At 65.2% G+C, this 19,967-nt stretch carries 21 protein-coding genes and 1 tRNA gene; 6 read left to right on the top strand and 16 right to left on the bottom strand.

What is annotated here, in order from left to right:
- Positions 1–119: 119 nt before the first annotated feature.
- From CRO22_RS07875 to CRO22_RS07845, 7 genes are read right to left on the bottom strand one after another with little or no spacing between them, the layout of a single operon-like run.
- Complete coding sequence (locus CRO22_RS07875; RefSeq protein ID WP_097069601.1) at positions 120–1,070, bottom strand: AEC family transporter; 951 nt, start codon at positions 1,068–1,070, stop codon at positions 120–122.
- Positions 1,067–1,870, bottom strand: coding sequence for an MBL fold metallo-hydrolase (locus CRO22_RS07870; protein WP_097069600.1), 804 nt, complete (start codon positions 1,868–1,870; stop codon positions 1,067–1,069). The genes CRO22_RS07875 and CRO22_RS07870 overlap by 4 nt, the downstream gene beginning before the upstream one ends.
- Positions 1,863–2,657, bottom strand: a complete 795-nt coding sequence (locus tag CRO22_RS07865) for a TatD family hydrolase (RefSeq protein WP_097069599.1) — start codon at positions 2,655–2,657, stop codon at positions 1,863–1,865. Before CRO22_RS07865 ends, CRO22_RS07870 begins: the two co-directional genes overlap by 8 nt.
- A gap of 15 nt (positions 2,658–2,672) precedes the next feature.
- Positions 2,673–3,788 (bottom strand): DNA polymerase III subunit delta', encoded by a 1,116-nt coding sequence (locus CRO22_RS07860; RefSeq protein WP_097069598.1) that lies wholly within the window; start codon positions 3,786–3,788, stop codon positions 2,673–2,675.
- Positions 3,785–4,408: a dTMP kinase gene (gene tmk, locus CRO22_RS07855; RefSeq protein ID WP_097069597.1), complete on the bottom strand. Its 624-nt coding sequence runs from the start codon at positions 4,406–4,408 to the stop codon at positions 3,785–3,787. Before tmk ends, CRO22_RS07860 begins: the two co-directional genes overlap by 4 nt.
- Before the next feature lie 3 nt (positions 4,409–4,411).
- On the bottom strand, positions 4,412–5,587 hold the full coding sequence (locus tag CRO22_RS07850) for a D-alanyl-D-alanine carboxypeptidase family protein (protein WP_097069596.1): 1,176 nt from the start codon (positions 5,585–5,587) through the stop codon (positions 4,412–4,414).
- Between the two features lie 13 nt (positions 5,588–5,600).
- Positions 5,601–6,494 carry an SPOR domain-containing protein gene (locus CRO22_RS07845; protein ID WP_097069595.1) on the bottom strand — a complete coding sequence of 298 codons (894 nt, stop codon included), beginning with the start codon at positions 6,492–6,494 and terminating at the stop codon, positions 5,601–5,603.
- 202 nt (positions 6,495–6,696) lie between these two features.
- Here CRO22_RS07845 and CRO22_RS07835 point away from each other — a divergent pair.
- A tRNA-Ser gene (locus CRO22_RS07835) sits at positions 6,697–6,786 on the top strand.
- A gap of 460 nt (positions 6,787–7,246) precedes the next feature.
- Here the strand turns inward: CRO22_RS07835 and CRO22_RS07830 are convergent.
- The 8 genes from CRO22_RS07830 to CRO22_RS18555 form a co-directional block, all read right to left on the bottom strand.
- A complete protein-coding gene (locus tag CRO22_RS07830; RefSeq protein WP_097069593.1) occupies positions 7,247–10,714 on the bottom strand; it encodes a class I SAM-dependent DNA methyltransferase in 3,468 nt (1,155 codons plus the stop codon).
- A 189-nt stretch (positions 10,715–10,903) separates the two neighbouring features.
- Positions 10,904–11,422 (bottom strand): helix-turn-helix domain-containing protein, encoded by a 519-nt coding sequence (locus tag CRO22_RS18830; RefSeq protein WP_176518588.1) that lies wholly within the window; start codon positions 11,420–11,422, stop codon positions 10,904–10,906.
- Between the two features lie 304 nt (positions 11,423–11,726).
- Positions 11,727–13,226, bottom strand: a complete 1,500-nt coding sequence (locus tag CRO22_RS07820) for a DUF3987 domain-containing protein (RefSeq protein ID WP_097069591.1) — start codon at positions 13,224–13,226, stop codon at positions 11,727–11,729.
- Positions 13,223–14,086, bottom strand: a complete 864-nt coding sequence (locus CRO22_RS07815; protein ID WP_245860918.1) for a DUF7146 domain-containing protein — start codon at positions 14,084–14,086, stop codon at positions 13,223–13,225. The genes CRO22_RS07820 and CRO22_RS07815 overlap by 4 nt, the downstream gene beginning before the upstream one ends.
- Positions 14,083–14,343, bottom strand: coding sequence for a hypothetical protein (locus tag CRO22_RS19030; RefSeq protein ID WP_217991884.1), 261 nt, complete (start codon positions 14,341–14,343; stop codon positions 14,083–14,085). Before CRO22_RS19030 ends, CRO22_RS07815 begins: the two co-directional genes overlap by 4 nt.
- Positions 14,344–14,347: 4 nt before the next feature.
- A complete protein-coding gene (locus tag CRO22_RS07810; protein WP_097069589.1) occupies positions 14,348–14,548 on the bottom strand; it encodes a helix-turn-helix transcriptional regulator in 201 nt (66 codons plus the stop codon).
- A 307-nt stretch (positions 14,549–14,855) separates the two neighbouring features.
- Positions 14,856–16,178: a tyrosine-type recombinase/integrase gene (locus CRO22_RS07805; protein ID WP_097069588.1), complete on the bottom strand. Its 1,323-nt coding sequence runs from the start codon at positions 16,176–16,178 to the stop codon at positions 14,856–14,858.
- Positions 16,179–16,894: 716 nt separating this feature from the next.
- A complete protein-coding gene (locus tag CRO22_RS18555; RefSeq protein ID WP_102024752.1) occupies positions 16,895–17,134 on the bottom strand; it encodes a DUF1127 domain-containing protein in 240 nt (79 codons plus the stop codon).
- Positions 17,135–17,224: 90 nt separating this feature from the next.
- Between CRO22_RS18555 and CRO22_RS07795 the strand changes: the two genes are divergently transcribed.
- Entirely contained in the window at positions 17,225–18,088 is an 864-nt protein-coding gene (locus CRO22_RS07795; protein ID WP_245860917.1) for a LysR substrate-binding domain-containing protein, read from the top strand.
- Positions 18,089–18,258: 170 nt separating this feature from the next.
- Entirely contained in the window at positions 18,259–18,537 is a 279-nt protein-coding gene (locus CRO22_RS07790; protein ID WP_097069586.1) for an SH3 domain-containing protein, read from the top strand.
- 216 nt (positions 18,538–18,753) lie between these two features.
- Here CRO22_RS07790 and CRO22_RS07785 read toward each other — a convergent pair whose 3' ends face one another.
- Complete coding sequence (locus tag CRO22_RS07785; protein WP_097069585.1) at positions 18,754–18,960, bottom strand: hypothetical protein; 207 nt, start codon at positions 18,958–18,960, stop codon at positions 18,754–18,756.
- Between the two features lie 135 nt (positions 18,961–19,095).
- Between CRO22_RS07785 and CRO22_RS07780 the strand changes: the two genes are divergently transcribed.
- The 3 genes from CRO22_RS07780 to CRO22_RS07770 all read left to right on the top strand — a co-directional run.
- A complete protein-coding gene (locus tag CRO22_RS07780; RefSeq protein ID WP_097069584.1) occupies positions 19,096–19,404 on the top strand; it encodes an STAS domain-containing protein in 309 nt (102 codons plus the stop codon).
- Positions 19,405–19,431: 27 nt separating this feature from the next.
- Positions 19,432–19,800 (top strand): response regulator, encoded by a 369-nt coding sequence (locus CRO22_RS07775; protein ID WP_097069583.1) that lies wholly within the window; start codon positions 19,432–19,434, stop codon positions 19,798–19,800.
- Positions 19,797–19,967 (top strand): Hpt domain-containing protein (locus tag CRO22_RS07770; RefSeq protein ID WP_141399428.1); only part of this gene is annotated, 171 nt, incomplete at its 3' end. The genes CRO22_RS07775 and CRO22_RS07770, both read left to right, overlap by 4 nt.

Below are 19,967 nucleotides of genomic sequence, written 5' to 3'. Positions count from 1 at the left end.
CGGATGTCCAGATCCGCGCGGAGTCCCCCGCAACGGATATTGACGATCTTCCCTGAAACGACGGTTAAGTCGGCTCAGAAAAGATTTGGCAATTTTAGGAGCCTGGGGGGGCTGCGCGGTCAGGGCAGGAGCGCGAGCCAGAACGAGATCGTCAGGATCGAGCCCGCGGTGGCGACGAGCACGCTTGAGGCGGCCACGCGCCGCGCCGCGCCATACATGTTGGAGAAGAGATAGGCGTTCACGCCCGGCGCCATCGCTGCGGTGAGCACCGCCGAGCGCAGCGCGGGCGTGCCGAGATCGAAGACGAAATGGCCGAGCAGATAGGCGATGCCCGGATGCAGGATCAGCGAAAGCGTGGTGACCATGGCAATCGCGCGCCCGTCGCCCTCGGGGCGATAGCGTACCAGCACCCCGCCAAGGCCAAAGAGCGCCGCAGGCAGTGCCGCGCCCGCGATCATGTCCATCGCAGACCAGACCGGGGCGGGCAGCACCATGCCGGTGAGCGCCTGCCCCGCCTGAATCGTGAAGCCCGTCAGGATACCGATCACGAGCGGCGTGCGCAAAACGCCCATCAGCGCATTGAGCCCGACGCGGCTCAGCCCCGCGCCCGTGCCATGACTGCGCACGGCCTCCATCGCGACAATGCCGATCGTGTAGAGAAACGGCGAATGGATCGAGATGATGGCAAAGTTGCCCGCAAGCGCATCGTGCCCGTAGGCGCGCTCCGTGATCGGGATGCCGAGGAGGAGCGAGTTGGAGAACAGGCAGGCAAAGCCGATCGCCACCGCATCCGGGCCGGTGCGGCGCAGCCAGAGCCGTGCCGCACCCGCGCCGATGACAAAGGAGATCAGCGCGCCCGCGTAAAAGCTCACCATCAGCCCGAAATCGTAGCTCGCGCCAAGGTCGAGCTTGGCGATCGAGCGCGCAAGCAACACAGGTACGGCAAAATTCTGCGCAAAGCGCATCAGCCCGTCGACCGCGCTTTCGGAAAAGAGCCCTTTCCAGACCACCAGATAGCCGAAGCCGAGCACCAGAAAGACCGGCAGGATGACATCGATGAGCCCGCTCATGGCGCGGGCAGCTCCAGCACCATGCCATCATAGGCGGCGCGGATATGATCGGGGGTTTCCGCCTCAACATCGCTGTGGTCGAGGTCGATATGCATATTGGTGAGCACGGCGTTTTTGGGCTGCGCGCGCGCGATCCATGCGAGCGAAAGCGCAAGATGGGCGTGGCTCGGATGCGGCTTGCGGCGCAGCGCGTCGAGCACCCAGCAGTCGAGCCCCTCGAGCGCGGCCCAGGCAGGCTCCGGGATCGCCGAGACATCGGGCAGATAGGCGAGCCCCCCCACCCGGAAGCCAAGCGCCGGGATATTGCCGTGTTCCACCTTGAAGGGAACGAAATCGATCCGCCCGCCGGCGCCCTGCACGCTGAAGGGTCCCTCGATCTCGTGCAGATCGCAAATGGGCGGGTAGTCGCTGCCCGCAGGCTGCACGAAGGCATAGCCAAAGCGGTTGATCAGCGCATCCGTGGTGGGCGCATCGGCCCAGACCGGCAGCCGCGCGCGCATGTTGAAGGTGATCTGGCGAATGTCGTCGAGCCCGTGCAGGTGATCGGCATGGGGATGGGTGAAGGCCACCGCATCGAGCGTCGCGATCTCGGCGCGCAACAGCTGTTCGCGCATGTCGGGCGAGGTATCGATCAGCACCCGGGTAATGCCCGCGGCGCCCACGCGCTCGACGAGCATCGAGCAGCGCGTGCGGCGGTTTTTCGGGTTCTTCGGGTCACATTCGCCCCAATGCCCGCCGATCCGCGGCACGCCGCCCGAGGAGCCGCAACCGAGGATGGTGAAGCGGAGCCGGTCAGCCATGGCAGGCCTTCGCAAAAAGCCGCTCGAAATTGGCGGTGGTGGCGGCGGCGAACGCCTCGAAGCTCAGGCCAAACACCTCGGCGCCGACCTTGGCGGTATGGACGGTGAAGGCCGGCTCATTGCGCCGCCCGCGATGGGGCGGCGGGGCGAGATAGGGGCTGTCGGTCTCGACGAGCACGCGCTCCAGCGGCACTTGGGCGAAGATCTCGCGGATCTCGCCGCTTTTGGGGAAGGTGGCGACGCCCGACATCGAGAGATAGAAGCCAAGCTCGATGGCCGTTTGCGCAAGCGCCGCGCCCGACGAAAAGCAATGCATCACGCAAGCATAGGGCTTGCGCTTCATGCCCTCGGTCAGGATCGCGGCCATATCCTCATCGGCGGCGCGCGAATGGATGATGAGCGGCAGCCCGGTCTCTTGCGCGGCTTCGATATGCAGGCGCAGCGAAACCTTCTGCACCTCGGCGCTGTCGGCGGTGTAATGGTAATCGAGCCCGGTCTCGCCGATGCCGACGAATTTCGGATGGTGGGCGAGGGCGACAAGCTCTTCGAGCGTCGCCATCGGCTCCTCGGCGGCGCTCATCGGATGCGTGCCCGCAGCCCAGAACACGCCCTCATGGGCCTCGGCAATCGCGCGCACCTGCGGCACGGACCGCAGCCGGGTGCAGATCGTCACCATCCGCGTCACGCCCGCGGCCTTGGCGCGGGCGATCACCTCGGGCAGTTCCGCGCTCAGTTCGGGGAAATCGAGATGGCAGTGGCTGTCGACGATACGGGGCAGGGTGGTCACGTCTCTCTCCTGCCGCTAGGGGGCGGCGTTGATTGCCAACACCATATCCATGACCAGCGCGGCGGGGTCAAGATTGACCGCCTTGCCGTGACGCGCGCGCGCGCCCAGATCCTGATGCAGCCCGGCCCATTTCAGTGCGGCCGCGCCATCGGGGGAGAGCCGGGCCATCAGCTTTGCCTCGCCCGGCGCCGCCTCGGGCATCGGCGGGCCGGTCAGCCCCGCGCGCGCGAGCCGGGACAGGAACAGGTCGATCAGCCGCAACATCAGATCAAACCGCGGCTCATTGGCCCGCCCGGTCACCGATTCCGCCAAGGCCCAGGCGCGGGGGCGCTCCAGCCGCGGCAACGGGGCGAAAAGCGTCACGAGCGCGGTGTAGCTTTCAAGCCCGTCGAGGTTGATCAGCCGCAGCGCCTCCCCCACCGAGCCCCCCGCAAGTGCCGAGAGCGCAAGGGTTTGCTCTGCGCTCACCTCTGCCTCGGCGGCGCTGAGGGCCAGCGCGAGCTCTTCGGGCGGCAGGGTGGTGAGCCGCAACTCGCGGCAGCGCGAGCGGATTGTGGGCAAAAGCCGGGCGGGCTGGTGCGTGACGAGCAGAAAGGTGACAAGCGGCGGCGGCTCTTCGAGCAGTTTCAAAAGCGCATTGGCGCCCGCGGTGGCAAGCTCGTCGGCGGCGTCGATCACCACCACGCGGCGCCCGCCATCCGCCGCCGAGAGATGCAGGAAAGAGGTGAGCTTGCGCACCTCCTCAACCCGGATGTCCTCCGAAAGCGCGCTTTTGGTGCTGTTGAGCCCACGTTTGAGATGAAAGATGCGCGGTTCGGCCTCGGCCAGGATGCGGCGGCACACCGGATGCTCGGGGTCGGCGTCAAGGTTGCGCGGCGGTTCGGGGGCGCCAAAGAGCCCGCCGCCCTCTTCAAGCGGTTGCGTGAGCAAAAACCGCGCGATGCGCCAGGCGAGGGTGGCCTTGCCCACGCCGCGCGGGCCGGTGAGCATCCAGGCGTGATGCAGGCGGCCAGAGGTGAAGGCCTCCAGAAAGGCCTGTTCGGCGTGCTCCTGCCCGTAAAGCCGTGCGGTCTGGCGCGGGTGCGGTGCGCCCTCGACCGCGGTCGGGTCAGGGAAGTCGGTCGTGCTCATTGCCCGCGCGCCTCAAGTGCTGCGGTTGCGAGAGCGCGCACCTCGGCGGCAACGACCTCGGCCGGGCGGGCGCCGTCGATCACCCGGAACCGGGGCGCAAATTCTTTTGCGAGCGCGAGAAACCCCGCCCGCATCTGCGTCTGCATGCCAAGCCCCATATCCTCGAACCGCTCCTCATGGCCCTGCCGCCCCTTGGCGCGGGAGAGTCCCACCGCGGGGTCGATGTCGATCAGGAAGGTGAGGTCCGGCTCGCGCCCGATCATCAGCCGGTGCAGGGCATCAACCTGCGCGCGCAGATCCCCGCGCGAGAGCCCCTGATACATCCGGGTGCTGTCTGCGAAGCGGTCGCATACCACAACGTTTCCGGCAGCAAGCGCGGGGGTGATCGTACGTTCGAGATGGTCGCGCCGCGCCGCGGTGAAGAGAAGGATTTCGGTCTCGGCCGACCAGCGTTCGGGATCGCCCTGCAACACCAGCGCGCGAATTTCTTCCGCGCCGGGGCTGCCGCCGGGCTCGCGCGTGCGCACGACGCTGTGCCCCGCCGCCCCGAGCGCTTCCGCAAGGAGCCGCGCCTGGGTGGATTTGCCCGATCCGTCGATCCCCTCGAAGGTGATGAACATCGCTCAGCTGCTGGCGGTCATCGCCACGGCGCGTTCAAAGAGCCGCAGCGCCGCCGAGGTGAAGCGGGTCAGAAAGCCGCCCGAAGGGACCTCTGCCTCGGCCACCAGCGGCACCACGCGCGGCGCGTCAAACCCCGGCACGGCGATCTCGAGCCGCCCGACCGTCGCTCCCGCGGCAACCGGCGCGGTGAGGGGCGCATCAAAGACGGCCTGGGCCGTCACGCCTGCCGCGGCCCCCGCAGGAAGCAGCAGCGCCACATCCTCCGCGGGCGCAAGCCCGACATGGGATTGTGCCCCGAGCCAGACCGGTGCCTCGGCCAGCCGTGTGCCCTTTTCCGCCACGGTTTTCAGCACGAATTGCCGGAATGCCCAGTTCGCCACCGCCTCGGCCTCCTGCGCGCGCTCGGCTTCCGAGCCGAGGCCCGAGAGCACGAAAACGATCCGGCGGTTGCCCATCACCGCGGAGCCTACGAGGCCGTAGCCCGCCTCTTCGGTATGGCCGGTTTTCAGCCCGTCGGCATGCCAGTCGGCCGCGGCGATCTTCAGAAGCGGGTTGCGGTTGTGCGCATTGGCGGGGGCACGGTTCTTGTAATTGTAGGTCGTTTCCGCAAAGAGCGGATAATATTCCGGGAATTGCGTGATCAGGCGCACGGCAAGCACCCCCAGATCATGCATCGACATGCGCTGGTTCGGATGCGGCCAGCCCGAGGCATTGGCAAAGCTCGATTGCGTCATGCCCAGTTGCGGCGCCCGCTCGGACATGCGCTGTGCAAAGGCCTCTTCGGAGCCCGCGAGCCCCTCGGCCACCACCACGCAGGCATCGTTGCCGGAGTTGATCGCGATCCCCTGCATCAGCTCGCGCACGCTGGGCCGGTCCATCTCGTTCAGAAACATCGTCGAGCCGCCCATCTGCTTGGCGCGGGTGGTGACGGCGAAAGTCGTGTCAAGCGTCACCCGGCCCTCGCGGAGCGCTTCGAACAACATGTTCAGCGTCATCAGCTTCGACATCGAGGCGGGCGGCAGCGCGACATCGGCGTTCTTTTCCAAAAGCACGGTCTGCGCCGTGAGGTCATAGACCCATGCGGCCCGGGCGCGGGTCTCGAAGGCGGCGGCGGGAAGCGCGGCAAGGAGCACGCTGACGAGCAGGACAAGGCGAAGGAGCGGTCGGACGAGCGTCATCGGGCCGAAAACCTCATTTCGAAACGGGATAGGCGTCGGCATAACCGACGGATTTGATCTTGCGGATCAGCGCGTCACGGTCTCCGCGCGAGGCCGCAGGCCCGGCCACGACGCTCCAGAAAGTCTTGCCCTGGCTCTTCTCGGTGCGGATCGTGGCAATCACGCCCGCTTTCGAGAGTTGCTCGGAGGCGCGCTGGGCATTCGCCTCGGTGGAGAAAATGCCGATCTGCACAAACATCTTGCTGCCCGCAGCCGGTTTGGCGGGCGCAGGTTTGGGGGCGGGTTGCGCAGGCGGGCTTGCTTCGGCTGCGGCAATCGCCGCCCCGGCGCTTGCGGCAATATCGTGCGCCGGTTTCGGTGGCGTGCCGGGTTCGGAAGGCGCCGCGAGCGGCGCGGCGGCAATCGTCTCTGCGGCGGGCAGGCGGCCCTCGGGAGCCGCCGGTTCCGTCGCGGCCGGGTCTTCGGGCGTTTCTTCGCGGCGCAGCGCGACGACGGAGAGCTTGGTCGGCGCGCCCGCGAGCACATCAAGCGCGGCCGCCGCATCGGAAGAGACCTGCAGTTTCGGCCCCGGATTGTCGCGCTCGCGCCGGAACAATGCGCCGATCACGAACTTGCCGTTCGCCGGGTTGCGGATGATCACCCGCTCGGGGTCCTTCACGCCCGGATGGGCGACCCAGACACCGCCGAGAGAGGGGCGTCCGTCCCAGAGCGCGGCTTCCTCGGCCGAGAACACCTCGGGCGCCTCGACATCGCGTTCGACGATCCGCGCCGAGGTGGCTTCCGGCACGGCACCACTTTCCTCTTTCGGCGCGCCCTTGAGAAAGCCGAAGGGCTGCGTGCCCTCCTGACAGCCGGCGAGCGCCGCCACGGCTGCGACAGCCCAGATCCAGCGGATCGAATACGACATGCTCCAGTGCCCCTTTTTGGCGCCGGTGCGCCCCCTGACCAGCGCCCGGCTCGCATTATTTGACCGCGGCGGCAGGCTGCGGGCGTTCGGCGCAAGCTTACAGGTTCAAATCCGGCAAGAAAAGCCGCCCGGGGACGCGGGGCGCGTTTTCGCCACGCCGAGGCTTTCAGAATCGCGTGAGAGCGGCTAGGGCGAGCGGATTGGAAGCGTGGCCGAGTGGTTTAAGGCTCTGGTCTTGAAAACCAGCGAGGGGGAGACCCCTCCGTGGGTTCGAATCCCACCGCTTCCGCCAATTATGCACATTAAGTACTTGAAATGGTTGAATAAGGCGAAATCTTATCCCCCACGTTATCCCCCACCTAAACGTGGACTGCCCCGGATCGTGCCGGAAAAGTCCGACCGAATTCTGTCTTGTGACGGGCGGGGACTTTGAGCGGGGATCGAGGCCAAGCGGCCCCGATCGGCGCAACCGCCCCCCCCTGCGCGCGCGTGAGGGCGAAAAACTGCGTTAGCGTTCGAGCGGCGGGAAGGCAGCCGGTCCTCCGTGCGTAGCCCCAGAGATCATATGCCCCCCACCCGGAAAACTGCCTCAGTTTCTTCCGCGCGAGAATTTTACGGAGCGCGCCGGTTCTCTGTCTGACTGCTCCAAGATTGAAGCCCCCCCGCGTTATTCAAACGGGCCGATTTTTTCCCTGCGTGCGTCGTGGTGCCGGTCTGGGCAGGTTGACGCCTCAAAGATTCGGCGCCCCCGGTCAGGCAGCGAATTGGCCGCCTTCCACGAGTCGGGCCTGGCCAAGCGCGGTCAGGCTTTCGAGAAGCGGTTGCACCGAAGCGGCGCGGCCCCGGTGGAAGTGGCGGGCCACTTGCTCGGGGGTCGCGGTGCCCAGATCGGTCAGCGCGGCGCGCACGGCGGCAATCTGCTCGGGCAGGTTTTTCGGCCATGCGTCCTTGGCGGCGGTGTCGGCGGGGCCAATGTCGAGCGCGGTTTGTTCGCCCTTGGCCACGGCTACCCGGCCAGCGGGGTTTTGATACTCGGGGCGCAGCCAGCGGATATGCCCGCGCGCTTCCTCGGCCACCCGTTCGCGGTTGAGCGCAACCAGCCGGTGCAGAATGTCATCCTCGGACAGGTCCAGCGGCCAGCCGTAAGCCTCGGCAACGGCGGCGTCGATCTGGTCGTGCAGGTCTTTCAAAATGCCCACAAGGCCCTGGTCGTAAATTTCGCGGTCCTTGCCTTCGATGCGTTCGCCCGCGCGCAGCTTTTCGAGCACGTTATACATGCCGGTCAGGGTCAGCTTGGGGTGGGCTTTTTGCTGCGCCTTCCTATGCGCGTCCAGTTGCTCGCCCAGAGCGCGCAGGCGGGTATTCTGCGCCTCGGTCGGATCGGGGAAAGGAAAGGGGTTGAAGCATTTGGATTTGTTGTAACGCGGATCGTTGCCAAACCCGAGACGCCCGCCAGCGGTCAACGCCCAGATGACGTGAAAGCGCGACGACAGAACGGCCAGCGCGGCGGCGTCATCAAGGGCAATGGCAATCAGCATGTGATCTGGCAGCGTGGCTACCGGCAAAAACTGAAACAGCCTGTGCTTGGTCGTTTCAACAGTTGCGATGTATCGCGTGAGACTGTTCAGCGCAGGACGTATGCCTTTACGGGGTTCCCCGAAGATCCACCACCTTTTCACGAATGAAGGCCGCTTGTTCTCGTCCCGAATGGGCTTCACCTTATCCAAGAGGTGTTGAAAAACGAGGGGGAAACGGTCTTTCACCTCAGTTTGTTCCAATCCCAGCAAGTCGATAACCATCACACCTCGGGGGCTTGCGGTCAGGTCTCGCCCATTTCTGTATGGTCTGATGTGCTGCTCAAGCCCTTTGACAGAACCTAGCCCAAGCGATTGGGCCTCCGATGGCGAAACAATAAATCCCTCCCCGGCCAACATCACGCCATTTGAGGAAATTGCATCATTCGCCTTAAGCGGCACTGCGCCCGCCACATCCGCGCCGATACGCAGATCGGCAAAGACCTTGCCCTTTTCCACCTCGAAGCGCACCGGGCGGCCTTCGGCCTCGTATCGCCCTTTCGCTTCCTCGGTCACCGTGCCCAACCGCCCCGGTGCCTTGCCCGCCTCGGCCACCGTCATGGCAATGCGCACCGCCGCCCCGTCGCCAGCATCCACCCAGGGGTGGTCGGGGATCGCGAAGGCAAGGGACAGCGGCGTTTTCGGGTCGTTCAGATGCGGTTCCAACACCCGACGATTGAAGGTCTGGCGCAGCGAATTGGTGGTGATGAAGCCAAAACGGCGGGTGCCCTTGGCGCGGGCTTTCTCGGTCGCGGGTTTGAAGGCGCGCGCGGCCAGCGCCGCCTTGTGCCACCAGAACATGACGAAATCCGCGCTTTGCGGAATGGTCGGGTAAGCCTCTCGCAAAGCCTCGGAATACCCTTCTCCCAAAGCCTCGCGCATCCGCTTGTCGCCGATGAAGGGCGGGTTGCCGACGATGAAATCGGCCTCGGGCCATTTCGCGGGGGCGGGTTTGAGATAGTCGAGCACGGCAATGCGGGCCTGCGGGTCGGGCACTTCGTCGCCGGTCACCGGGTGGCGGGTAGTGGTGGTGCCATCCCAGCGGGTGACGGGGGCGCCCGAGGTGTCACACCGGGGGCGAGTGCCGTCCCATGTCAGCACCGCGTCGCGGTTCTCGATATTGTGGAAATCGCGCAGCACGGGTTCGGCGGGGCTGGCCTTGCCGTGGGTGCGGAAGTGCCATTGCAGATAGCCGATCCACAGCACCAGCTCGGCCACCGCTGCCGCCCAGGGGTTGACTTCGAGGCCAAGGAATTGGTGCGGGTCCACGGTATGACCGGCCAGCGCGAGGGCGGTTTGTTCCTCGCCCAGATCGTGCAAGAGGTCGGTCACCTCGCCTTCAAGCCGCTTCATTAGCTCAAGGGCGACGTAAAGGAAGTTGCCCGAGCCGCAGGCGGGATCGAGCACCTTGATTTCGCAAAGCCGGGTGTGGAAGGCGCGCACGGCTTCGCGGGCTTCATCCTGTTTGCCCTGGGCGGCAAGGGTGATGGCGGCGGCCTGCACATCGCGCCAATCGGCGCGCAGGGGGTCGATGATCGTGGGCACCACCAGCCGTTCGACATAGGCGCGCGGCGTGTAATGGGCGCCCAGCTTGTGACGCTGGCGCTTATCGAGGGCGCGTTCAAGAAGGGTGCCGAAGATCGCGGGTTCAACCTCGCGCCAATCGCGGCCTGCGGCGTCGATCAACAGCGACAGTTGCACCTCGGTCAGAGGCAGCGCCTCGGCATCCTTGAAAAGCCCACCGTTGAAGCGTTTGAGATCGGCGGTCAGGACCGGGGAAAAGCCGCCCGTGTTCATCGTCGCCCAAAGGGCTTTGAGCGTGGGGGCTGCATGTTCGGGGTGGCCGCGCAGGCGGTGCAGAAGCTCGGAAAAGCTGCCCAGCGGGATCAATTCCACATCTTCGGCAAACATGGTGAACAGGCAGCGCATCAGGAAGCGGGCCACGGTATCGGGTTCATGGCCCTGCCCGTCGAAGGATCGGCCCAGCGCGGCCAGCCGATCAGCCACTTCGCGGGTGACCTTGGCGGCGATCTTGGCGGGGTCGAGCGCGTGGGGATCGGTCCAGATCGCGCGCAGTCTCTCGCGGGTCTTTTCGTCGCGCAGATCGTCTAGGCGGATGCGATAGCGGTTGCCATCGGGGAATTGGGTGTAGCCCTGCCCCTGCCCCGAGAAATCGGCATAGACTTCGATGACGTGGCCCACGTCCACCACCAGCAAGAACGGCGGCCAGCCATCCTTGCGCGAGACCGCGCGGGCGTAGCCATCGGCCTGGGCGCGGGCGCGCAACATGGTGTCATCCCAGCGTTTGCTGCCTCGGGTGCCGTGGCCCTTGCGGGTCGGGCCGGGCAGATCGGGGATCAGGGCGGGTTGGGCGTCATCCTCGCGCGCGGCATCGGTGCCCTGTTTGGCTTCCATGACGAAATGGCCCGCGCGGTAAAGGTCGATGAAGCCGCGCGATTGGGCGCCCGTGTGAATGAAGGTCACGGGATGTTCGAAGCAATAGGAATTGGCCTGCGTGGCCTCGGTTGCCGGGGCGGGCCGGGGCAGGCCCAGCACCTCGCACAATTCATTCGCGAAGGTCTGGAAATTGGCGCGTTCGCTGCCGCCCGAATGTTTCCAACGCTCAATAAAATCTTCGATCTGCAAGGTGCTGTTCCCATCCTGCCCAAGAACATTCTTGCAATGTGAGGGCGAAAAGCGAAAGGGATTCGTGCAAGGGGCGCCTCGCGTAGAGACCGGAGATAATCCGGCAAGACGTAAAACCCCACCCCCACGCGCGCGCGTATTGGCCCAGAAACCCGACAGCGCCCGAGGCCAAGCCGGTTGATTTCCCGTCTAACAGCCCATGTCGCGAGGCTTGGCTTGATTGTTTTTCAATTGCTCGGCCCGCCACTTCGCCCAGCGCCGCCGTTGCGCTTCGCGGATGCGGTCCAGCCCCTCGGGGGTTCGTGCGCCAGTGCTTTTGCCGCCGTGAAACTTGCACCGCCGCTTTCCCGGTTCGCTCAGGCACCGGCAAGCTGTTCCCTTGCGCGTCATGGCGCCGCAGATCACGCGGCGCCTTGCGGCGGCGGCATCGCAGCGGGCCTTGAGCCGCAAAGCGTATGCGATGAAAGCCGCCTCGGCTTGCGCTTCCAAAGCCCGTTCCCAAGGCGCGCGCAAACGCCAGCCCAGAGCGGGTTTCTTCGGCAAGTCGATCACCTCGGCCATGCGCTCAACTGCCCACGCGCGAAGGTCAACCTGCGGCCTGTTCTCCCAATATGAAACCGCATGGCGCCCAATGCCCGCGCGTCGGGCGAGCACGGTTTGAGACAACCCCGCCGCCTTTCGGATCGCCGCGAGTTCTGCCCCGGTCACGCCGCGCCGCCTTCGCTCGGTTCCCATTGGCGGGTGTTGCCGTTCCAGTGCTTCCCATGAGGCCCGTGCCGCTCCCAATCTGTCAGCCCGCGCCAATCGGCCAAGGAAACGACACGGCCCGCCCAGGTGCGCGGCGAAAGCCCAAGGTCGCAGGCGGAGCCATAGGGGAAGGTCTCGGGGGGCGGTCCGACAGGGGGCTGCCCTTCGGACAAAACCGACACAACCGACGAAACCGGCTTCAGGTCGGGATTGATGCCTTCGGAATTTGAAGGTGCGGCTTGCTTTGCGGCTTGCAACCATCGCGTCATTGAGGCCCCCCGAAAACAGCCGGGTTCACCGCGAATTGCCGGGGGGGCCTTCCACCTTTCGGATTGGCGGGCTGTTCGATGGCGCGGATGCAATCGCCCTCGGTCAATATCACCAATGCGGGGTCGAGTTCCGCCGCCGTGGCAAGCCCCGCGCGGTCAAGCCGCAGCACATCGCGCGACGTGAAGCGATTCCAGTTCTCTTTGCGCAAGATCGCCAAGAGCCGTCGCGCAGCCCGAAGCGGTTTCGGCGTAGCGGCATCGGCATAGGCCCGCCGTGCCATCGGCAACAGATAGGCTTCCACCAGATGCGCGGCCCGGCCAAAGTGCTCTACCGTGATTTCGCGCGGTTCCCCGGAATCATCCGCCGCCCAGTCGAGATAGGCCAGCACCAGCGCCAAACGCGCAGCAAGCCCCGGCAACTTGCCGATGAAGGACAGCAAAAGCCCCTCGACATCAGCTTCCCAGACGCGTTCGGTTTTTCGGAATTCCTGCATCAGGTCACGGGCGGATTCGGAAAAGTGCACAAACCACGGGCGCTTTTCGCCGGTTTCGTCGGTCACCATTTCAAGCGACAAGAGCCGCGCCAATATCGCTTCCATTTCCGCCGCCCCCGCCCCGTTCAATGGGCGGCACAAGGGGGCGGGATCGGGCCAGATCGGCAGAAAGCGGGCCAAAAGCCCGTCATCGTCGGCTTTGAAAAGCAGGCTTTTCAGGCGGTCAGGCTGAATTCCGCCCAGCACACAAATGGAAAGCCGGGAAATGGTCAGCGGTTCCCGCCCCATCCGTTCCACCGTGAAGTCGCGGCCCCCGAAGGCTTCGAGCCAAAACGGGCGGTCGGTGCCCCCGGCTGCATAGCGTTGCATCCCTTCGAGCCATCCGGCCAGTTCGTCGCGCATTTGCAGAGTGCCGCGCGGTTGCTGCGCCAAGATCGCGCCCAGCTTTTCAATCGTGCCATCATTGACCACCAGCCGGGGAACATGCGGGGGCGGCCCCGCATCGCAGCTTTTCGGTCGATCCGGGGGCGTTTCGCCCGCTTTGATCGCCAACTTTGCCGCTTCCTTCCATGTCTGTTCGGCAAGTTTGGCGATTTCCGCCCGTTCTTCCCAAGCCTTGCGTTCGGCTTTTGCCGCTTCGCGCATCGGGCGTTCGACTTTGCGAAGCGGTTGCAAAAGGGCGTCAATCGCAGGGCTTTTGCCCGCGCTGGGCAAACCAATGCACATTGCCCAGATCATCGGCGGTTCGCTCCAATCTTCCCAGATCGTCACCCATCGGGAATTGCCGATGACCGAAGCGGCAACGGTCAGAAGCGCTGCGAAAACATAATCGGCAGGCGCCCCTTTCGCCTGGGCGGCATTGGCCACCCATCTGGCCAAGCGCGGTTTGAGCACTTCGGCAACAGGCAATTCGGGGGCGGGCGGCAGATCGGACCGAAGCAAACGCAAGTCGGGTGCTGGCCAGCTCGGGTTGAACGGGATTTCTTGCGGTCGCGCGTTCATGTCAGCACCGCCTTTCCGGTCAGAATGTCGTTGAAGTCGGCCCCGTCGCCGGGATCGAGGGTGCCCACGTCCCAGCCCAGCTCGTGCGCGCGCTCGGCAAGTGCGAGCGCCGCCGCGCGGCCTGCGGTGTCGCCGTCGCAGGCGATCGTTAGCTGCCCTGGTCGAGCGGGCAACCGCAGCCCGCGCAGGCCCGATGTCGAAAGCGCGGCCCAGATCGTCGCCGGGCCATCCAGAAGTCCGCAGGCAAGCGACAGCGCAGTTTCTATGCCCTCGGCCAGCACCAGCCGCGCAGGCCCTTGGGCGAGCCGCACAGCGCCGCCCGCGACTGCCCCAAGCATCGCCTTGGCTGGGTCCACCTCGGCCTTGCCCAAACCGTCCGGGCGCAGATAGGTGCGATGCACCGCGAAGCCGTCGCCGCCCTCAACAAGCGCCACCAGTGCGGGCAATCGCCGGGCGGTCGCCCCGTGCCACGCCTCGGGGTGGAAGCGCAGCACCGGGGGCAGATCGCAGCCGATGCGGCGCTTGCGCAGATAGGTTTCGGCCACCGTTCCTGCGATCGGCTTTGCCTCGCCCCATAGCGCCCTTGCCTGGCGTTCGCGCCTTTCGGCTTCGGCCCGCCGCTCGGCATCGTATCGGGCCAGCGTCTCGGCATCCGGGGGGGAGTAGCTGCCAGCGGAAACCCCAGCCGCCGCCAAAATGTCACCGAAGCCGCAACTAAGGCGTTTGCAATGGGCGAGAAGCCCCTTTGTGCCATCGGCAAGGGTCAGGGCGTCCTGCCCCCTGCGGCGTGCGGGCTGGCAAACCGGGCAAGCACAGGTGCCATATCGGCCATGCCACTTCCCACCCAGGGAACGGGTCAAGGATTGCGCATCCATAATTGCCGCCCCCCTTGCACAGTGGAAAGGACAGCCCCCACCAGTTGCCCGCCGATCGGCACCAGAGCCGCAAGGGCCAGAGGATCAATCGCTGCGAGGATCGCGAGGCGCTGGGCCAGCAATCCCGATATGCCGCGCGAGGCGCTGGCCGCGAAGGTGTTGAAGCCCGCCGCTAACGCATGGCAAAGCCCACCTGCCCCGTTGGAAAGGTCCACCGGGCTTGGAATTCGATCGCCTGCCATGTTGTCAGAGGGCTTTCGGTTCGCGGGCGGCGAGCCATGCCTGAATGTCGCTTTCGCGCCACCCCACCAGCCGCGCGCCAAGCGCAACGGGTTTCGGGAACAGGCCCCGCTTCATCCAATCGTAAATCGTCGATCGGGCAAGCCCGGTGCGATGTTCAACTGCGGTTCGTCTCAGTATGGCTTCTGCCAAGGTCGTTCCTTTCATTGTCAAAATTGCCGCAATCTTCGCAGTTGCGAAAAGTAGCGACTCAGACCAGAAAGGGTGTGTGAGGCGGTTCAACCCTTACACCCGGCCCCTTCGCGCGTTGCAATCGTGCGTTGGGGCCTCTCCGATCTTGCTCCTGTTCGATGCTAGTCTCTTCTATCCGGTTCGAGGCTAGTAGACATTCCACTCATGTCCGGGTGGAACATGGCGTATTGTCCGTTCACGATTTGGCCACGTCAAGGGCTTCAGGATTCCAGCAGGGGCTTGAGCAAGCCGATAGCTTCTGCCAATTGCCGATCAGTCGCCATCAACGCGTCGATCCTGCAAATGCCAGCACCGTTTCAACACCTGCCTCACCGCTCAGGAAGCGCGCCCAAGCAGCCATCATCACCCGCCGCCGTTCGAGCATGTCGGATCGCTGATAGGCCCGCTCCACGTCAGAGCCGATGAAGTGCGCCAAGGCTATTTCGGCCATGTCGCGCGGATAGCCCCGTTCGGCGGCCCATTGCCGGAAGGTCGAGCGCAGCCCGTGCGGCACGGCGGGGCGCTTGTTGCGAGGGTCTAGATAACCGGGGCGGCCTGCCTTGCTTTCGGTTTCCTGCATCCGCCGCATCACGGCAGAAATCGTCATGTCGGACAATGCACCCCCCATCGGCGCGGGAAACACGAAAGGCGAGTCAGATCGCCGTGGCAGACGTTTCAAGATCGCCACCGCCTCGGGGGTCAGGGCCACCCGATGTTCCCGCCCGTTCTTCATTCGAGACGCGGGAACGGTCCATGTCGCAGAAGTCGCGAGTGTCGCAACGGGGGTTTCGTCGGTTGCGTCGGTTTTGTCCGATACACCGAAGTCGAGTTCATCCCACGTCATGCCGCGCACTTCGCCCGATCTGGCGGCAGTCAGGGTCAGGAATTCGAGCGCCCGCGCCGCCATGCCCTCGCGCAGGGCCAGATCGGCCCACCAGCGCGGCACATCGGCCAAGGCAAGCGCAGGCTGATTTTCGGACTTCGCAACCTTGGCGACCTTGGGCAGAAGCTCCGAAAGGTTGCCCTTCCATCGGGCGGGGTTGTCGCCCACGCGGTGCCCGGCCACCGTCGCCCACGACAGCACGCTTTCGATCCGCCCGCGCAGGCGTGATGCGGTTTCGGTTTTGCCCTGCCAGATCGGTTCCAGCACCTTCAACACGTCCTGCACCGAAATTTCCGAAACCCGCTTCGGCCCGAGCGTCGGGATTGCGTAGGTTTCAAGCGTGGCTTCCCATTGCTTGCGGTGCTTGTCGTTGCGGAATTCATCCAGCTTCGCCGCCAGATACTTTTCCTTCGCCTCGGCAAAGGTCAGCCCGGCCCGAGCCTCGCGCCGATCCTGCAACGGATCACCCCCGAGCATCGCCTTGCCCCGGTTTTCCAAGGCCAGCTTGCGGGCAGTTGCAAGGGAGATCGCCGGGGGACTTCCCAAGCCAAGCTCGCAACGCTTGCCACGAATGACGATGCGTTGCACCCATTGCTTCGATCCGTTCGCCTGCACCCGAAGAAACAAGCCGTTCCCGTCGAAGTGCTTGCCGGGTGCTGTCACGGTCTCCACAAAACGGGGCGACAGCGCCTTTTCCGGTCTCCGAATTCCTTCCTTGGCCATTTTGTATCCCCCATTTTGTCCCCCACCTGAACGTGGATCAACAAGGAAGATGGTGGAACAGCGTGGACAATGAAAGGCCGTAAGACCCTTTTATTTATGGGATTATTTGGAAGCCCCCAGAAACATCCGGAACATGCAATGGCAGTCACCGCTTCCGCCAGTTCCTTCGCGTCATATATTTTGCCTTAAAATTAATGCCTTGACGGAATTGGGGCCGCTCCCCCACATATGTTTTCCACACATGTCGTAACCAGTCTCTTTGCCGAGAGAACGCCTGGAGACTTCAACAGATGCCTTCATTCAGAGATGCCCGAGCTGCGAGAACTGCACTGACGTTCTCGAAAGCAGGCTGAGAGCTGCTGAAAACATTGGCCGCACTGGCGTTACAGCGCTGGCTTCGTGCTTACTGCCACCAACCCCCTGAGCCGGGGCGACTCGCGGCTGTGCCGGGCCCTGTTGCGCGGTCGTGCCCCGGCCTCCATGCTGCTAACCACGCAGGATCGATCACCTCGCCTGCGGCGATGATCGGCGATCTCACCAAGGCTTCATCGGCGCGCCGGTCTCTGCGCCGACCCGGGCAAGGCTGGAGCGGGCAGCGCAAGAGCGGCAGGTGTTGATGACAATGCGACTGGCGGTGCGACTGACGGTGCCGCGCGCGTGACGGGAGGGAGGGCCAAACGCGGGAAGCCTGGATGGTGCCCGATCCGCCGCGCGCGTCAGCGATCCATGCCGCGCCAGAACCACAGCCCGCATTCGGCGCGGCGCTCCGCCTCGGTCACCCCGATGTCGCGCAACGCCTCTGCCCCGAGTTGGGCGAGATGCGCGCGGGTGCGGGCGCGCCGAAACCAGAGCGTGACGCGTTGCGTCGGCGGCAGAGGCGCGACGCGGCGAACCCGCTCCGGAGGGCAGGGCGCGGGGTCTTCGACGGGGGGGGGTGGAGGGAGAGCCTGTGACATGAGCGAAACCTGCCCCGGTGCAACCGCCTTGACAAACGATCTCTGGGCCAGATTGATGTGAGTAAATCTCACAGCCACCCGGTGCCGCCCGTGTCCTTTCCGCCCCTCACCGCCCTGCGCGCCTTCGAGGCTGCGATCCGTCACGGCCGCATGACCCGAGCTGCCGAGGAACTTGGCGTCACCCATGGCGCGATCAGCCGACAGGTGCGGCTGCTGGAAGACAGCTTCGGTACGCAGCTGATGACGCGCAGCCCAAGCGGCCTTGTGCCGACCGAGACGGGCGTCGCCTTGGCCCAGCACCTCTCCCGCGGCTTTCGTGAGATCGAGGCGGGCGTTGCCATGCTGCGTGCGGATGCGGGGGGCGTGCTCGATGTCTCCTGCCTTGGCACCTTCACGCTGCGCTGGCTGATCCCGCGGCTTGGCCGGTTTGCGACCGCCCATCCCGGCCTCGAGGTGCGGCTCTCGCAATCCGATGCGCCCTGCGATTTCAGCCGGGGCCGCTACGATGTCGCGATCCGGGTGACCGACCACGACCTGCCCGCGGGAACCCATGTCACGACGCTTTTTGCCGAGCGGTTCGGCCCGGTGCTCGCCCCCGCACTGGCCGCGAGGCTGGCGTTGCGCAGCCCCGCCGATCTGATCCGCGCGCCACGGCTCTGGGCCCGCACCCGGCCCGGCGCCTGGGCCGATTGGGGCGCCCGCAGCGGCTGCGCGGTGCATGAGGGCGGCACCGCTTACGAACATTTCTATTTCCTGCTCGAGGCTGCCGCCGCCGGGCTTGGCGCCGCAATCGCCCCCGAGCCGCATGTGGCCGACGACCTCGCCGCGGGGCGGCTGGTGGCGCCCTTCGGCTTCCTTCCCTCGGGGCTCTCTTATGTGGCAGTCCGCCGCCTCGATGCGCCCCGAAAGGCCCGCGCCTTTTGCGACTGGATCGGCCGGGAGGCGGCGGGCTGAGGGCTGAGGGCGCCGCCCTACCACCCGCTCCCGCTTTTCACGCCCCCCATCGCCGCCTCCTGCACCTGCGTCCCCCGCTTGCAGAGACTGTTCCGGTAAAGACCGGTGCTGCCCGGCTTTCTTCGCGCCCGAAGATATTCTATGCAGGGGAAAACCCGACAGGACAGATCATGCGACTTCATCTTGCCGTCCTCTTCGCCCTCCTGATCGCCACCGGCTGCGCGCCCGGCAACGGCGCCGTGGTCAAAGGCGCGGGGCCGGATGATCTTCTGAAGCTGCGCGACGGCCCGGGCCTCGATCACAAGATCATCCTCGGCCTGCCCGACGGAACGCGCCTCACGCGTGGCGCCTGTGTGACAAAGGCAGGCAAAGTCTGGTGCCGGGTGTCCCTCACCGACAGGCCCAATGTTTCGGGATATGTTTCGGCGGAGTATCTCGCGCATCGCTGACGGGCGCACCGGGCCTGAACCGCCTCCAGCCGCTCTGGCGCAGTCATCCAAAGCTGCCGCGGATGCCTTTCGCAGCGAGAGGCGTGCGCAGTCCTGATCTGCCGATCGTTCGGGGCGCAGCATGGCCAAACGCCGTCACAGAGAACGAGGAGCAGCCTCCCCACAGCGCAGAATTGCATATGCAAAATACCACGTAGAGCGGAGCTTCGTTTGCCTTCACGGTTGCTGTGCTGGGGCCGACCAGCCCGGTGGCCGGTCGGCAGGGGCCATGCGACGCGCGTTACCGGTCAGGCACATCACGAAGGGGAAGAAGACCGGCACGAAGACCACGGCCGGGACCGTTGCCGAAATCATCCCGCCCAGCATCGTGACGCCAAGCGCATTCTGGCCGAGGGCATTCCAGCAAGTCCCCGACTGCGTCATTCTGCGTCATTTTTGCAGGAAATGGTAAATTTCATAGGCATAATTCGCCAGAAATTAACATCTGATGCCACAAATGCGAGGCGGAAGCGAGCCTGTCTCGATCCATTGTCGTGTTCCTCTTGACCGGAAAATCAGATGTCCAACGAGACTCGAGTTTCTTCTGCGCTCGATACGATTATGCTGGCCGAGGAAGTCGGCCTGCGTGATGCCTCCGAATTGTACGCCAGCCTGCTTCGAGCATTCGAGTGCGGTGGGCCCGTTGTGGTCGACGCATCCCACGCTGTCTCCATGCATGTCTCTGCCCTGCAAGTGCTTGCGGCCGCGTCCCGGCATGCTGCGGAGCAGGGAAAAGGGTTCACCCTGATCGCGCCGGAATCCTGCGCCTGCGTCAATGCATTTTCCCGTGCCGGCATGACGCTGCCCGCTGCCGTGCAAGCGGCCTGACCGAAATCCCTTCCAAGGACAAATGTCATGACGAAAACGATCCTTACGATCGACGATTCTCCCTCTGTTTTGCAGATGGTTTCCCATACGCTCAGCTCGGCGGGCTACCGGGTGATCGAAGCCTGCGACGGGTCGGACGGTTACTCGAAAGCTGTCGCCAATCGGGTCGACGCAGTGGTCACCGATCTCAACATGCCCGGCATGAACGGGCTTGAATTCATCCGCAAATATCGCGCCTCGCCCAAAAGTGCCGGGGTGCCGATCGTGTTCCTGACCACCGAGACCGATGACGCGCTCAAGCGCGAGGCTCGCGAGGCGGGCGCAACCGGCTGGATTTCGAAGCCGTTCCGGCCTGAACAATTGCTCGCCGTGGTCAAGAAGGTGGCCGGGGCATGAGCGGCGCACCCGATCCGACGGAAACCTTCCGGCAGGAGGCGCGCGACCTTCTGGAAACGCTTGAACAGACCTTGCTCGATCTCGGGCAGGATCCGCAAAACCGCGATCTTGTCGATGCGAGCTTTCGCGCCATGCATACGCTCAAAGGGTCGGGCGCGATGTTCGGC

This window comes from Rhodobacter maris, assembly GCF_900217815.1.
GTDB classification, from domain to species: domain Bacteria; phylum Pseudomonadota; class Alphaproteobacteria; order Rhodobacterales; family Rhodobacteraceae; genus Rhodobacter; species Rhodobacter maris.
This window is presented reverse-complemented; position numbering and strand designations above follow the sequence as displayed.

Bases quoted from the DNA above. Each gene is read 5' to 3' on its own strand.
- CRO22_RS07780 (WP_097069584.1), top strand. From the start codon at position 19,096: ATGTCCAACGAGACTCGAGTTTCTTCTGCGCTCGATACGATTATGCTG.
- CRO22_RS07820 (WP_097069591.1), bottom strand. From the start codon at position 13,226: ATGAACGCGCGACCGCAAGAAATCCCGTTCAACCCGAGCTGGCCAGCA.
- CRO22_RS07775 (WP_097069583.1), top strand. From the start codon at position 19,432: ATGACGAAAACGATCCTTACGATCGACGATTCTCCCTCTGTTTTGCAG.
- CRO22_RS07810 (WP_097069589.1), bottom strand. From the start codon at position 14,548: ATGAAAGGAACGACCTTGGCAGAAGCCATACTGAGACGAACCGCAGTT.
- CRO22_RS07860 (WP_097069598.1), bottom strand. From the start codon at position 3,788: ATGAGCACGACCGACTTCCCTGACCCGACCGCGGTCGAGGGCGCACCG.
- CRO22_RS07785 (WP_097069585.1), bottom strand. From the start codon at position 18,960: ATGACGCAGTCGGGGACTTGCTGGAATGCCCTCGGCCAGAATGCGCTT.
- CRO22_RS07790 (WP_097069586.1), top strand. From the start codon at position 18,259: ATGCGACTTCATCTTGCCGTCCTCTTCGCCCTCCTGATCGCCACCGGC.
- CRO22_RS07845 (WP_097069595.1), bottom strand. From the start codon at position 6,494: ATGTCGTATTCGATCCGCTGGATCTGGGCTGTCGCAGCCGTGGCGGCG.
- CRO22_RS07875 (WP_097069601.1), bottom strand. From the start codon at position 1,070: ATGAGCGGGCTCATCGATGTCATCCTGCCGGTCTTTCTGGTGCTCGGC.
- tmk (WP_097069597.1), bottom strand. From the start codon at position 4,408: ATGTTCATCACCTTCGAGGGGATCGACGGATCGGGCAAATCCACCCAG.
- CRO22_RS07850 (WP_097069596.1), bottom strand. From the start codon at position 5,587: ATGACGCTCGTCCGACCGCTCCTTCGCCTTGTCCTGCTCGTCAGCGTG.
- CRO22_RS07805 (WP_097069588.1), bottom strand. From the start codon at position 16,178: ATGGCCAAGGAAGGAATTCGGAGACCGGAAAAGGCGCTGTCGCCCCGT.
- CRO22_RS18555 (WP_102024752.1), bottom strand. From the start codon at position 17,134: ATGTCACAGGCTCTCCCTCCACCCCCCCCCGTCGAAGACCCCGCGCCC.
- CRO22_RS07870 (WP_097069600.1), bottom strand. From the start codon at position 1,870: ATGGCTGACCGGCTCCGCTTCACCATCCTCGGTTGCGGCTCCTCGGGC.
- CRO22_RS19030 (WP_217991884.1), bottom strand. From the start codon at position 14,343: ATGGCAGGCGATCGAATTCCAAGCCCGGTGGACCTTTCCAACGGGGCA.